The organism is Streptomyces sp. SA15 (assembly GCF_002291145.1).
In the GTDB taxonomy this organism is placed as follows: Bacteria; Actinomycetota; Actinomycetes; order Streptomycetales; family Streptomycetaceae; genus Streptomyces.
In genome coordinates this window covers 1-12,807 of the sequence record NZ_NTGE01000140.1, presented here as the reverse complement: position 1 = coordinate 12,807, position 12,807 = coordinate 1, and the positions used below count along the sequence as shown (strand labels likewise).

The 12,807-nt window shown below is 68.7% G+C and carries 13 protein-coding genes and 2 rRNA genes; 3 read left to right on the top strand and 12 right to left on the bottom strand.

Going from position 1 to position 12,807, the window contains the following annotated elements:
• Nucleotides 1-74: 74 nt before the first annotated feature.
• The gene (locus CLM62_RS32155) at nucleotides 75-380 is read right to left on the bottom strand and encodes a glutaredoxin family protein (RefSeq protein WP_095753411.1); all 306 of its coding nucleotides are present in this window, start codon (nucleotides 378-380) and stop codon (nucleotides 75-77) included.
• A gap of 93 nt (nucleotides 381-473) precedes the next feature.
• On the opposite strand from CLM62_RS32155, the gene CLM62_RS32150 reads away from it, so the two are divergent.
• The 3 genes from CLM62_RS32150 (at nucleotide 474) to CLM62_RS32140 (ending at nucleotide 4,034) form a co-directional block, all read left to right on the top strand.
• Nucleotides 474-1,385, top strand: coding sequence for an HAD family phosphatase (locus CLM62_RS32150; RefSeq protein ID WP_095753410.1), 912 nt, complete (start codon nucleotides 474-476; stop codon nucleotides 1,383-1,385).
• A 394-nt stretch (nucleotides 1,386-1,779) separates the two neighbouring features.
• Nucleotides 1,780-2,553, top strand: coding sequence for an ECF subfamily RNA polymerase sigma factor, BldN family (locus tag CLM62_RS32145; RefSeq protein WP_095753409.1), 774 nt, complete (start codon nucleotides 1,780-1,782; stop codon nucleotides 2,551-2,553).
• A 233-nt stretch (nucleotides 2,554-2,786) separates the two neighbouring features.
• The gene (locus CLM62_RS32140) at nucleotides 2,787-4,034 is read left to right on the top strand and encodes a DUF5667 domain-containing protein (protein WP_095753408.1); all 1,248 of its coding nucleotides are present in this window, start codon (nucleotides 2,787-2,789) and stop codon (nucleotides 4,032-4,034) included.
• A gap of 89 nt (nucleotides 4,035-4,123) precedes the next feature.
• On the opposite strand, the gene CLM62_RS32135 is transcribed toward CLM62_RS32140, so the two are convergent.
• The 11 genes from CLM62_RS32135 to CLM62_RS50825 all read right to left on the bottom strand — a co-directional run.
• The gene (locus CLM62_RS32135; RefSeq protein WP_095753407.1) at nucleotides 4,124-5,185 is read right to left on the bottom strand and encodes a lysophospholipid acyltransferase family protein; all 1,062 of its coding nucleotides are present in this window, start codon (nucleotides 5,183-5,185) and stop codon (nucleotides 4,124-4,126) included.
• 14 nt (nucleotides 5,186-5,199) lie between these two features.
• Nucleotides 5,200-6,261 (bottom strand): NAD-dependent epimerase/dehydratase family protein, encoded by a 1,062-nt coding sequence (locus CLM62_RS32130; RefSeq protein WP_095753406.1) that lies wholly within the window; start codon nucleotides 6,259-6,261, stop codon nucleotides 5,200-5,202.
• Between the two features lie 184 nt (nucleotides 6,262-6,445).
• A complete protein-coding gene (locus CLM62_RS32125) occupies nucleotides 6,446-6,544 on the bottom strand; it encodes a 30S ribosomal protein bS22 (RefSeq protein WP_003948845.1) in 99 nt (32 codons plus the stop codon).
• Between the two features lie 186 nt (nucleotides 6,545-6,730).
• Nucleotides 6,731-6,940 (bottom strand): helix-turn-helix domain-containing protein, encoded by a 210-nt coding sequence (locus tag CLM62_RS32120; RefSeq protein WP_016437488.1) that lies wholly within the window; start codon nucleotides 6,938-6,940, stop codon nucleotides 6,731-6,733.
• Nucleotides 6,941-7,073: 133 nt separating this feature from the next.
• Nucleotides 7,074-7,889 (bottom strand): phosphatase, encoded by an 816-nt coding sequence (locus CLM62_RS32115; protein ID WP_095753470.1) that lies wholly within the window; start codon nucleotides 7,887-7,889, stop codon nucleotides 7,074-7,076.
• A gap of 704 nt (nucleotides 7,890-8,593) precedes the next feature.
• Nucleotides 8,594-9,766 carry an acetoin utilization protein AcuC gene (locus tag CLM62_RS32110; RefSeq protein ID WP_095753405.1) on the bottom strand — a complete coding sequence of 391 codons (1,173 nt, stop codon included), beginning with the start codon at nucleotides 9,764-9,766 and terminating at the stop codon, nucleotides 8,594-8,596.
• Nucleotides 9,717-10,943: an MFS transporter gene (locus tag CLM62_RS32105; RefSeq protein ID WP_095753404.1), complete on the bottom strand. Its 1,227-nt coding sequence runs from the start codon at nucleotides 10,941-10,943 to the stop codon at nucleotides 9,717-9,719. Before CLM62_RS32105 ends, CLM62_RS32110 begins: the two co-directional genes overlap by 50 nt.
• A gap of 74 nt (nucleotides 10,944-11,017) precedes the next feature.
• Entirely contained in the window at nucleotides 11,018-11,710 is a 693-nt protein-coding gene (locus CLM62_RS32100) for a VC0807 family protein (protein ID WP_095753403.1), read from the bottom strand.
• A 68-nt stretch (nucleotides 11,711-11,778) separates the two neighbouring features.
• Complete coding sequence (locus CLM62_RS32095) at nucleotides 11,779-12,423, bottom strand: HAD family phosphatase (protein ID WP_095753402.1); 645 nt, start codon at nucleotides 12,421-12,423, stop codon at nucleotides 11,779-11,781.
• 71 nt (nucleotides 12,424-12,494) lie between these two features.
• A 5S ribosomal RNA gene (gene rrf / locus CLM62_RS32090) occupies nucleotides 12,495-12,611 on the bottom strand.
• Between the two features lie 91 nt (nucleotides 12,612-12,702).
• Nucleotides 12,703-12,807, bottom strand: a 23S ribosomal RNA gene (locus CLM62_RS50825); the annotation flags it as partial.

Below are 12,807 nucleotides of genomic sequence, written 5' to 3'. Positions count from 1 at the left end.
ACACTCTCCTCAACGATTCCCGCCCCCGAGACCCAGTCGCCGTCGATCCTAAGCGACGTTCTGGTCCAGTTGGACTACTCGGTCAGGGCCTTCCTCAGGCGCTGTTCGTTCACGCGCCAGAAGGTGTGCTGTTCCCCGTCGACGAGTACGACAGGGATCTGTTCCCAGTACTGATCGTGGAGTTGGGTGTCCTGGGTGATGTCCTTCTTCTCCCAGGGGACCCCCAGATCGGCGCAGACCTTCTCGACCACGACCTGTGCGTCATCACACAGATGGCAGCCCGGCTTACGGATGAGAGTGACGAGACGGTCCCGGGGGACGTTCGGTGCCTGCGGCGCGCTCGGGGCGCTACGACGAAAGAGGGAACTCATGTCGGCCATTCTCCGCCTGTTTAACGGGCCGGTCGTGGAGAGTTCACACCCTTCAAACCTCACGACTGAGGAACCACCGAACAAACTGGCTATGCTCACGCCATGGCCGCTCTCGGATGGCTCACTCCCCGTAGGCGCTCCGCCACAGCGCGCAGCGTGCTGGCAGGCGAGGCCTCGGCGGAGGCAGCGCGCAAGTCCACGCAGGACGTTTCCGGTGAGGAACCGGAGTTCCCGGTCCCCGGCGACGCGCATGCCGCCGCCTTCTTCGACCTGGACAACACCGTGATGCAGGGCGCCGCGCTGTTCCACTTCGGGCGGGGCCTGTACAAGCGGAAGTTCTTCGAGACCCGCGACCTCGCGAAGTTCGCGTGGCAGCAGGCGTGGTTCCGGCTGGCCGGCGTCGAGGACCCCGAGCACATGCAGGAGGCCCGCGACTCGGCCCTCTCCATCGTCCAGGGCCACCGCGTCTCCGAGCTGATGTCGATCGGCGAGGAGATCTACGACGAGTACATGGCCGAGCGGATCTGGCCGGGTACGCGGGCGTTGGCGCAGGCACACCTGGACGCCGGCCAGAAGGTGTGGCTGGTCACCGCGGCCCCGGTCGAGATCGCGACGGTGATCGCTCGGCGGCTGGGACTGACGGGGGCACTGGGAACGGTGGCCGAGTCGGTCGACGGCGTGTACACGGGCAAGCTGGTGGGCGAGCCGCTGCACGGGCCGGCCAAGGCGGAGGCGGTGCGGGCGCTGGCGGTGGCGGAGGGGCTGGACCTCTCCCGGTGCGCCGCGTACAGCGACTCGCACAACGACATCCCGATGCTGTCGCTGGTCGGCCACCCCTACGCGATCAACCCGGACACAAAGCTGCGCAAGCACGCGCGACAGCTGGACTGGCGCCTGCGCGACTACCGCACGGGCCGCAAGGCGGCGAAGGTCGGCATTCCGGCGGCGGCGGGCGTGGGGGCGGTGGCCGGAGGCACGGCTGCGGCTATCGCGTTGCACCGGCGGCGGCGGTAGCGGGTCGCGCGTAGCGCTTGTCCGGGCGCGGAGCCCGCAGCGAGGCCGGCCCCCACGCCGGGCGACACTTCCGATCACGCCCGCCACACCCCGCCCAATCCCCAAGTCATACCCGCAACCCCCCTGTCCAGTCCCATTGGCTGCACACGGCCACAACACGCCCCGGACCCAGACGGAACATGCACCGTTCTGATCAACAACCGGTCACTGTGCGGCACTTGATCGGGCGTCATTCGGTTACAGAAGCGACGTAATCGATGAATAGAGCAACTGGGTGTAGCAGCACCTGTACTAAGCGTTATTCTCCTCAGACGCAAACCGGTACCCCCTCCGTCGCTACGACGGGTGAAAGGTCCCGCACTGCACTGATGGAAGCTCTGCCTCTGGGAGTCCCGTGTACCCACACGTCGGGGTTGACGCCTCGGGCCTGGCTACGCTGCGCGCAACGGTCCAAGACCTGTTGCGCGGCTTCGTCCCCACCGCGTACGCCGTCCCTGCCCTCGCCGTAGCCACCACCCCCGTCGGCCCGTGCTACGCGCTCGCCGACGGCAGCGCCGCTGTCGGCAGACGGGGGCGTTCGAGTGGTGCCGCCACCGCTCGGCGGCCGGCTGCCGACAGCGACAGCGCTCGGATGATGGATCTCGTCGAGCGCGCACAGGCGGGCGAGGCCGACGCCTTCGGCCGCCTCTACGACCAGTACAGCGACACCGTGTACCGGTACATCTACTACCGAGTGGGAGGGAAGGCGACCGCCGAGGACCTCACGAGCGAGACCTTTCTGCGGGCACTGCGGCGGATCGGCACCTTCACCTGGCAGGGGCGGGACTTCGGGGCGTGGCTGGTCACGATCGCCCGCAATCTCGTCGCCGACCATTTCAAGTCGAGTCGTTTCCGGCTGGAGGTGACCACCGGCGAGATGCTCGACGCCAACGAGGTCGAGCGGTCTCCCGAGGACTCCGTCCTGGAGTCCCTCTCCAACGCCGCTCTCCTGGATGCCGTACGACGGCTCAATCCCCAGCAGCAGGAGTGTGTGACGCTCCGCTTCCTCCAGGGCCTCTCCGTCGCCGAGACCGCCCGTGTGATGGGCAAGAACGAGGGCGCCATCAAGACCCTCCAATACCGGGCCGTGCGCACCCTCGCCCGGCTCCTCCCGGACGACGCGCGCTGACAGCGCACGTTCCGTGACCTTCAACTCGCTTTCGGTGACAGTCCGTTGGCTCCCCGACCCGATCATTCTCCGTCCGTAACCCAAGTGCCGCGCCACTCGTTGTGCGGGATGCAGGCTCCCTGTGGTCACTACCTGGCCGACTTCGATCACCCGATCGTGTGCTTGTGGTCAGGGCGTGCAACCCTCAGGACCCCCTGGGGAGTCGACCGTCATGACGAGAGGAGGTGCCGCCAGTGATCGCGAACGTATCGGCGCACCGGCGGGCGAACGCCTTCGCCCAGGCCCTGGAGGAGCAGTCCGACCGGGGCACGGCGGCCGAGCAGTCCGAAGGACCACCGCCGTCCCCGGCTGCTGCGGAACAGACCGAGCAGGGCCGGCTACTGGCCCTCGCCACCGGTCTCGGCGAGCTGCCCAAACCTGAGCTGGACCCCGAGGTCAAGGTCGTCCAGCGGGCCCAGCTCGTGGCCGCCATGGAGGCCATGCTGCTGGAGGGCACCGCCGGAGGCGAGGCAGCGGACTCTTCGCTACCCGGGCAGCGCTCCCACCGGCAGGGAGCTCACCGGGGCAGCCCGTTGGGCAAGCTCCGGCCGCGTTCGCGACTGACCAAGGGCCTCGCCGCCGGCGGACTCAGCGTCGGCGTGGCCGCGGGAGCCTTCGGCGGAGTCGCCGCCGCCAGCTCCGACGCCCTGCCCGGCGACTCGCTGTACGGCCTCAAGCGGGGCATCGAGGACTTCAAGCTCAACCACCTGTCCGACGGTGACGACGAGCGCGGCCGGACCTACCTCGACCAGGCCTCCACACGGCTCGGCGAAGCCCGCCGGCTGATGGAGCGTGGCCGCGGCGGCGACCTCGACCACGAGTCCCTCGGCGAGATCCGCCGCGCCCTGTCCGGCATGCGGCACGACGCCTCCGAGGGCCACCGCCTGCTGACCGCCGCGTATCAGCGCGACCCCGACTCCCTGGGCCCCATCCAGGCCCTCGACACCTTCTCCCGCTCGCACCGCGACGCCTGGGGCGCACTGCGCGACAAGCTGCCCGTCCAGCTCGGTGACGTCAGCGAGCAGGTGTCGTCGGTCTTCGACGCCATAGACGAAGAGGTCGCCCCGCTGCAGTCCCTGCTCCCGCAGCCCCCGGCCCAGGGCGGCGACGGAAGCGGTCGGCGGCAGGGCTCCGGGTCCACGCCCTCCGACACATCGTCCGGTCCCGGCCGGTCGAAGGCGCCCAGCACCGGCAGCGGCGGCTCCTCCGAAAGCACCGGCACCGGCAGCAACAGCCCCAGCAAGTCGGCCGGTTCCGGCAGCGAGGGCGGCAGCGGCCTGCTGGGCGGCAACACCGGCGGCCTGCTCGACCCGCCGAAGGACACCGGCAGCGCGTCACCGTCCACCAGCAAGCCCCCGACCGGCGGGACGGACGTCACGGTCCCACCGCTCCTCCCCGGCCTGCTGCCCGGATTGGGCATCGAGGGCGAGGACGCGGGGTAGACGCCGCCGTCCGTACGGCCATGGGGGCGCCCTTCTCACGAAGGGCGCCCCCATCGTCGTAGATGAAGGGCGCCGTGGTCGTCGTAGACCTAGAAGAACACCGACCTCCGCTGCACCAACAACTTGTACAGCGTGTGCTGGATCTGTTCCCTGACCTGGTCGGTCAGGTTGAACATCAGCATTGGGTCCTCGGCCGCCTCCGGCGGATAGCCGTCCGTGTGGATCGGCTCGCCGAACTGGATCGTCCACTTCGTCGGCAGCGGGATCGCGCCGAGCGGGCCCAGCCAGGGGAACGTCGGTGTGAGCGGGAAGTACGGGAAGCCGAGGACCCGGGCCAGCGTCTTGGCGTTGCCGATCATCGGGTAGATCTCCTCGGCCCCGACGATCGAGCACGGGATGATCGGGGCGCCCTGGCGCAGCGCCGTGGAGACGAAGCCGCCGCGGCCGAAGCGCTGGAGCTTGTAGCGCTCGCTGAAGGGCTTCCCGATGCCCTTGAAGCCCTCCGGCATGACCCCGACGAGCTCGCCCTGCCCGAGGAGGCGTTCGGCGTCCTCCGCGCAGGCCAGGGTGTGGCCCAGCTTGCGGGCCAGTTCGTTGACCACCGGCAGCATGAAGACCAGGTCGGCGGCGAGCAGGCGGAGATGCCGCCCAGAGGGGTGGTGGTCGTGGACGGCGACCTGCATCATCAGGCCGTCCAGCGGCAGCGTCCCGGAGTGGTTGGCGACGATCAGCGCGCCGCCCTCGGACGGGATGTTCTCCACGCCCTTCACCTCGACCCGGAAGTACTTCTCGTACACCGGGCGCAGCAGGGACATCAGGACCTGGTCGGTCAGCTCCTCGTCGTAGCCGAAGTCGTCGACCTCGTAGTCCCCGGTGAGGCGGCGGCGCAGGAAGGACAGGCCGCCCGCGATGCGCTTCTCCAGGCCGCCGTGGTCGCCGGTGTGCCGGTGCTGCTCGGGCGGCTGTTCCTCACGGGTCACAGGAACATCATCCTGCGCGGGCGCCCTGCTGGGCAGGGGCTGGACCTCACGTACCAGCGCGGATTCCGTGCCCTTGCGCCGGCTCCCCGCGCTCCGGCGCCGCGGCGGCCGCTGTACGGCGCTCCCGCGGGACCGGTCGTCGTCGAACGGAATGACCTTGGCATCCGCCATCGTTGATGCGCTCCTCAGTTGGCGCTCTGCGTCGGGGGGTGGCCGCCGCCCGCGAGGGGCAGCGCGGCGATCCGGTCGACGGCCCCCGCAAGGGCCTCCGGCGGCAGGAGTCCGGGTCCGCGGCTGTGTGCGAAGTCCGCGAAGGTCTCCGCCGTCGTGTACTTCGGCTTGAAGCCGAGCGTCTCACGCATCTGGTCCGTCGCCACGACCCGGCCGTGCGTGAGCAGCCGGATCTGTTCCGGCGAGAAGTCCGTCATACCCAGCGTACGCACCAGCGAGCCCGCCCAGGTGACCGCGGGAAGCAGCAGCGGCACCGTGGGCCGTCCAAGGCGCCGGGAGCACTGGGAGAGCAGCAGGACGCCGTCGCCGGCGATGTTGAAGGTGCCGCTGTTGAGCGTGCCCCGCGCCGGTTCGTGCGAGGCGATCCGCAGCACCTCGATCACGTCGTCCTCGTGCACGAACTGCAGCCGGGGGTCGTAGCCGAACACCGTCGGCAGGACGGGCAGCGAGAAGTACGAGGCGAGCGGCGTGTCGGCGGTAGGGCCGAGGATGTTGGCGAACCGCAGCACGCACACGGCGACATCGGGCCGGCGACGCGCGAAGCCGCGTACGTACCCCTCGACCTCGACCGTGTCCTTGGCGAAGCCGCCGCTGGGCAGCGACTTGGGCGGCGTCGTCTCGGTGAAGACGGCGGGATCACGGGGCGCGGACCCATACACATTGGTACTGGACTTCACCACGAGCCGCTTGACGGTCGGCGACTTCTGACAGGCGCCCAGCAGCTGCATGGTGCCGATGACGTTGGTCTCCTTGACCGTGGTCCGGCTGCCGCTGCCCAGCGCGGTCGCGGTCACGTCCAGGTGGACGACCGTGTCGGCGGCCGTCTCGGCCAGCACGCGCGCGATGGTGGGCTGCCGGAGGTCGGCCTGGATGAAGTCGGCGCCGCCCAGATGGTGCTCGGGCGGGACCGCGTCCACGGCGACGACTCGGTCCACCTGTGGGTCACGCTGGATGCGTCGTACGAAACGGCCCCCCAGTTGCCGGGCCACTCCGGTCACGAGCACGATCTTGCCCAAGATCAGCGCCTTCCTTCCAGCCCTCGTACTCCGCCGCGTTCCCCGTGTACGGCCAAACTTAGCGGTTTGTTGTTGCGCTGTGATGACCGCCCACTGCACGAAGTGACGACATCCAGCCCACGACAACGCGTGTGGCCCCCCACCGGCATGGGTGGGGGGCCAGAACACGTTCTCGCGGCGTCGCTTACTTCTTGTTGCGACGCTGAACGCGCGTGCGCTTGAGCAGCTTGCGGTGCTTCTTCTTGGCCATCCGCTTGCGCCGCTTCTTGATAACAGAGCCCACGACTACCCTCGCTCACTTCTCATCACTCGGTGTTTGGGCGCCATGGGCCCATACGACCTACGAGGGGCCAGCCTACCCGTCCGAGCGCTGAGGTCGTAATCGAGGTGATCAGAGGGGATCAGGGGGGAATCGGGGAGACCCTCGAAAAGCCCTGAGGATCTCCCCGACCCACCCGGATCACCGTCGTCAGGCGGTTTCCACCCCCACGTAACTCTCGCGGAGGTACTCGTGAACCGCGTTCTCCGGGACGCGGAAGGACCGCCCCACCCGGATCGCGGGCAGATGACCGCTGTGCACCAAGCGGTACACGGTCATCTTGGACACTCGCATCACCGAGGCGACTTCCGCCACGGTAAGGAACTGAACCTCGCTCAGAGGCCTCTGCTCAGCAGCCATGACACACCTGAACCTTCCGCACTCGACCGACGGCCACCGGCTTCCCCTTCCGGTGACTCTTCGTCGCTGCGTGCTCACTCCCCAATGTAGGGGCGGGTGATGCAAGTGGGGAAGAGGTGCACCCATCGGCGGCCTACTGTGACAGACACGCTCGATTGAGTACGTAGCGGGTCAGCGGCCGGTAGTAATCAGACCGCACAGCGTCATCAAGTGGAACGACGACGGACACGCGCCCCTCGGCCTCCCCGACGAAGAGGGCGGGGTCGTCCGTATCGGCCAGCCCGATGGCCTCGAACCCCAGCTGACCTGCTCCGCAGACCCACCCGTGGTCCCCGATCACCAGCTCCGGAAGCGGCCCGCCGGCCTCGGCGGCCGCGGCCAGCGCGGTCCGAACCGGGAGCGGCGAGTGCGTGTGTGCGCCGGTCGCACAACCGGGGCGAGGCACGCCAGGTTCCCGCACCAGCGCGACTCCTCGTACGTAGTCAAGGTTGTGCGTACGTAGACCGAACCGGGTCGTTATGTCGACACAGCGACCCTGCGCCGGGGTGAGAACGGCACATCCCGCCGCCGACAGCGCGTCCGCCAAGGCGGCGTAGAAGCCGAGCAGCCGATGGGGGTGCCCGGTACCCAGGAGGACCGTGGCGCGGCTCCGGGCAGCCACGGCGAGCCGCTCCGCGAACGCCTCCAGGGCGGCCACCGTCAGCTCCGGATCGATCACATCATGACCGGACCTGTGACGGGGATCGGCCGAAACCCCACACCTATCCGCCATCAACCGAATCAAATCCCGCTCCCCCCAAGCCCATTCAGGATCAATCCCGATCAGCACCCGAGGATCACGAGCGGCGAACAACCGATAACTCCGCAGACTCTCCTCCCGAGAGGTCGCCACAACCCCGGCAAGCCGAGCAGCGAGAAGATGGGCACGCAGGGCACCGGTACTCAACACGGTGCGATGCTGACGGACGGGGAACGGGGCCGCGATACGAACGGGAAAACACCGCACAGTTGGCGTAATGGCGGTCATGCTGCGCGCAGCCGCCCTCATCAGACCGCAGACGGCCCGCCCCCGCCCACCCGACGCAGCCGCAGACAGCCCGCTCCGGCCCATCCGGCACAACTGCGAGCAACCGCCCCCCTCGCGCCACAGGCAGCCGAGCCCCTCCCATCCGGCATAGCTGCGAGCAGCAGTCCCGTCGCGCCTCGTGCGGCCGGGCCCCTCCCATCTGGCATAGCTGCGGACACCCCGCTCCCGGCCCATCCGGCATAGCCGCGAGCACCCGTCCCCCTCGCGCCTCGGGCAGCCGGGCCCTCGCACCTGGCATAGCTGCGGACACCCCGCTCCCGGCCCATCCGGCACAGCTGCGAGCAACCGACCCCCGTCACACCGCAGGCAGCCGAGCCCTCCCATCCGGCATAGCTGCGGACAGCCGTCCCCGTCACGCCGCTGGCAACCCGCCCCGCCCATCCGGCATAGCTGCGGGCAGTCGTGCCGCTGGGGCGGCACGGGTGGGCGCAGCGGCACCCCGTCAGCGCCGGGCCGCGCGACCTACCCGGCCTCAGCCACGACGCCGGGCGACGGGAAAGCGGGCGGTGGCCCGTGCACCCGCCCAGCCGACGCCGTCAGTCCGCACAGAAAAGCCGTCCACCCACCTACGCCAACAACCCCCGCAACGGAAACACCGCCCGCCGAGCCGCCAACACCGCCTGATCCAACCGATCCGCAGGGTCGTACCCCGCCTCCCAATCACCCCAAGCCACAGGCCACCGCCCATCGGTCATCCGCACCGGCGCCAACTGCCGCGTCCGAGCGAACACCTCCTGCCGCCACCCCTCCGGAATCATCGCCTCCGGCTCCACGGGCCGCCCCGCGGCAATCCCCACCAGATGAGTCCACGACCGCGGCACCACATCCACCACCGCGTATCCACCCCCACCCAGCGCCACCCACCGCCCATCGGCGTACTCGTGCGCCAAGTCATGACAAGCAACCTGCACAGCCCGCTGCGCATCAAGCGACACAGCCAAATGCGCCAACGGATCCTCGAAATGCGTATCCGCCCCATGCTGAGTCACCAGCACCTGAGGCCGAAAGTCGGCAATAACCTCCGGCACGACCGCATGAAACGCCCGCAACCACCCCGCATCCCCGGTCCCCGCCGGCAACGCGACATTCACGGCCGACCCCTCCGCGGACTCCGCCCCCGTCTCCTCCGGCCACCCGGTCTGCGGAAACAACGTCCGAGGATGCTCGTGCAGCGAGATCGTCAGAACCCGCGGATCCTCCCAGAACGCCGCCTGCACCCCGTCCCCGTGATGCACATCGACATCCACATAGGCGACCCGCTCAGCCCCCAGCTCCAGCAACCGAGCAATGGCCAGCGACGCGTCGTTGTAGATACAGAACCCCGACGCACCCCCCGGCATCGCATGATGCAGACCACCCGCGAAGTTCACCGCATGCAGCGCCTCCCCCCGCCACACGGCCTCCGCCGCCCCCACCGACTGCCCCGCGATCAACGCGGACACCTCGTGCATCCCGGCGAAGGCCGGATCGTCCATGGTCCCCAGCCCGTACGACCCGTCCGCCCCCCTCGGATCCACCGACGCCGCCTTCACGGCCTCGACGTAGTCCTCCCGGTGCACGAGCCGCAAGGTCGACTCCCCGGCCGCCTTGGCGGCCACGACATCCACTTCCCGATCAAGCCCGAAGGCCTGAACGAGACTCCTCGTCAGGGCAAGCCGAACCGGATCCATCGGATGGTCCGGACCGAAGTCATAGCCCGTTACTGCCTCGTCCCACATCAGCTGTGCGCGGCCGCTCATGCCCGCCACCGTATCGGTCCGGTTGAGCATCGAACGACCGGGCGTACACGAGCGTCACCAGCACCAACACCATCGGCACAAGCATGGCCCCGCGATAACTCCAGACGTCCCCCAACGCCCCCACCAACGGCGACCCGATCAAGAACCCCACGTAATTGAACACATTGAGTCGCGCCACGGCCACATCCGAAGCCCCGGGGAACAACCGCCCGGCCGCCGCGAACGTCTGCGGCACCAGCACACACAACCCCAGCCCCAGCAGCGTGAACCCGAGCATCCCGACCCACGCCCCGGGCGCCACGGCCACCACGGCGAACCCGAGCGCCGCCACAAGCGCCCCACCCCTGACGACCGTCACGGCCCCGAACCGCCGCACCCCGAAGTCCCCGATGGCCCGCCCCAACAGCGTGGTCACCATGTACACGTTGTACGGCACGGTCGCCAGCTGCTCGCTGCTCCCCAGCACGTCCTGCAGATACTTCGCACTCCAGTTGGAGACGGTCGAGTCCCCGATGTACGCGAAGCACATCACCAGACACAGCGGCAACAGCATCTTGAAGACGACGGGCCCACCCTCGCCCCCCGCCTCCTTCTCCGACGGCCCCCCTACGACGCCGGCCTCCCCGTCGACGTACCACCGACTCCCGACCAGCGCGGCCGGCAACAGCACCACCACGACCGGCAGATACGACACCCACAACGCCAGATCCCAGTGCGCCCCCACCCACGCCAGCGAGGCCCCCAGAATCCCGCCCAGGCTGTACGCGGCATGGAAGCTGAGCATGATGCTCCGCCCGTACGACCGCTGCAGGCTCACCCCGAGCATGTTCATCGAGGAGTCCAACGCACCCACGGCCAGCCCGAACGCGGCCAGCGAGACCGCCAGCACGACCATCCGGTCCCCCGCCCCCACCCCGAGCAGCGCCAGGAGCACCACGGGCTGGGACCAGCGCAACACCCGACTGGGCGGCACCCGCTTCACCAGCTTCTCGGTGCTCACGCTCCCGACCCCGGCGAGGATCGGCACCGCGGCCAGGAAGGCGGGCAGCAGCGCGTCGGACACCCCGTGCCGGTCCTGGATGGCGGGGATCCGCGTCACCAGCAGAGCAAAGGCGACACCCTGCGCGAAGAAGCTGAACGCCAGCGAGGCCCTGCCGCGCCGCAGCACATCAGTCATGGCGGCGAGCGTAAGGGCCCCGGTGTACTCGTGGGTAGGTCCAGCCGAAGATGAATTCCTCTCAGCTTTACGGCTCACTCCGCCCCGGCGACCGCGGGAGCCGCGGCAACACTCGCCCGCCTGTCGCAGTCCTCGGCGCAGACCTCCGCGGCGACCATGGCCGCCATGGGTCCGGCGGCGACGGCCCCGCTGACGACGAAACCCACAGCCAGGGCAGCGATCACGATGACGGTCCCGAGCCACATCATCGTGTCCACCGGCAGCGTGTACGCCCCCACGACCCGCGCCACACACTCACCGAGCAGCACGACACCCCACACCACGGAGAACATCCGCTCGGCCCGCCGGAACTCCGCCGACCCACTCTGCAACCGCCCCCAGGCGGCCTCCCTCCGCGCGTCCCCCTTCATCAGCCAAGGCTTCATCGCGGCGCTCATCATCGGCTTCCCCACCGCCACGGACACCAGCACACCCACCGCGACCGCACTGCTGATCGCGCTTTCCTTGACCAGCATCAGCCGCGGATCCCCGGCGACGAAGCTCAGCAGCAGCCCCACCACATTCACGAAGAGGATCAGCGCGGCAAGCCCGTTCACCGCCCGATCCTTCACCACACTCCACCCGGTCCGCACGGCCGGCACCACACTGCTCAACCCCAGCGCGGCCAGGGTGCTCATCCCGAACCCGTCCTTGAACAGGTAGTACGACCCGATCGGCACCGCCACGTCCACGACGAGCGGTGCGAAGGCCTTCATCTTCTTCGTCATGCCGTCAGCTTCGCGGCTGCCCCCGGACGCCAGTAGAAACGATCGTCCGGACCTCGGCATGACAAATGTCAGACCAGCAGGTCAGCCAACTCCCCCAGGTCCGAGAAGAGTTCAGTAGCCCCGACCAGCTTGGCGGCCGGCGTCATGGCGGTGAACCCGTACACGTCCATCCCGGCCGCGACAGCCGCCCGCACACCCAGCGGACTGTCCTCGATCACGACACACTTCTCGGCCGAGACCCCCATCTGCCTGGCCGCGTGCAGGAACAGATCCGGCGCCGGCTTCCCCCGCCCCACATCCTGCGAACTGAAGATCCGCCCGTCCTCGAACCACCGGTCCAACCCGGTCTTCCGATGCCCCACCCGAATCCGCTCATGGCTCCCGGAAGACGCCACACAGTACGGCACCCCGCCCGCGGCCAGCTTCTCGAGCACACCGACGGCCCCTGGCACCGGCTCCAACTCCCGCTCGAAGGCAGCGAACACCCGCCCGTGGAAGACGTCGTCGAACTCCTCGGGCAACCGCCGCCCCGTCCGCTCCTGGACCAGGTCGTGGACCCGGTGCATCGCGGACCCCATGTAGTCCCGGATGGAGTCCTGGTACGAGGTCGGATGCCCGAGCTCGGTCAGATAGGCGGCCAGCAGCCGGTTGGAAATCGGCTCACTGTCGACGAGGACGCCGTCGTTGTCGAAGATAACCAGGTCGTAGCGCATGCCACGACCCTAAACGACTCTGAAATGCAGAAAACCCCGCACCATCCCGGTACGGGGTTTTCTCAAGAATTGTTCGGCGGCGTCCTACTCTCCCACAGGGTCCCCCCTGCAGTACCATCGGCGCTGTAAGGCTTAGCTTCCGGGTTCGGAATGTAACCGGGCGTTTCCCTCACGCTATAACCACCGAAACACTATGAAACTGTGAACGCCGCACCACACCCTGAACCGGGTACGGGGCTGTTCGTGGTTTCAGAACCAACACAGTGGACGCGAGCAACTGAGGACAAGCCCTCGGCCTATTAGTACCGGTCAACTCCACACCTTGCGGTGCTTCCATATCCGGCCTATCAACCCAGTCGTCTACTGGGAGCCTTAACCCCTCAT

What these genes read in the sequence shown, in the direction of transcription:
- CLM62_RS32155 (WP_095753411.1), bottom strand. Translation starts at nt 380, where the DNA reads ATGGCCGACATGAGTTCCCTCTTTCGTCGTAGCGCCCCGAGCGCGCCG.
- CLM62_RS32150 (WP_095753410.1), top strand. Translation starts at nt 474, where the DNA reads ATGGCCGCTCTCGGATGGCTCACTCCCCGTAGGCGCTCCGCCACAGCG.
- CLM62_RS32135 (WP_095753407.1), bottom strand. Translation starts at nt 5,185, where the DNA reads ATGGCGGATGCCAAGGTCATTCCGTTCGACGACGACCGGTCCCGCGGG.
- CLM62_RS32120 (WP_016437488.1), bottom strand. Translation starts at nt 6,940, where the DNA reads ATGGCTGCTGAGCAGAGGCCTCTGAGCGAGGTTCAGTTCCTTACCGTG.
- CLM62_RS32110 (WP_095753405.1), bottom strand. Translation starts at nt 9,766, where the DNA reads ATGAGCGGCCGCGCACAGCTGATGTGGGACGAGGCAGTAACGGGCTAT.
- CLM62_RS32105 (WP_095753404.1), bottom strand. Translation starts at nt 10,943, where the DNA reads ATGACTGATGTGCTGCGGCGCGGCAGGGCCTCGCTGGCGTTCAGCTTC.
- CLM62_RS32100 (WP_095753403.1), bottom strand. Translation starts at nt 11,710, where the DNA reads ATGACGAAGAAGATGAAGGCCTTCGCACCGCTCGTCGTGGACGTGGCG.
- CLM62_RS32095 (WP_095753402.1), bottom strand. Translation starts at nt 12,423, where the DNA reads ATGCGCTACGACCTGGTTATCTTCGACAACGACGGCGTCCTCGTCGAC.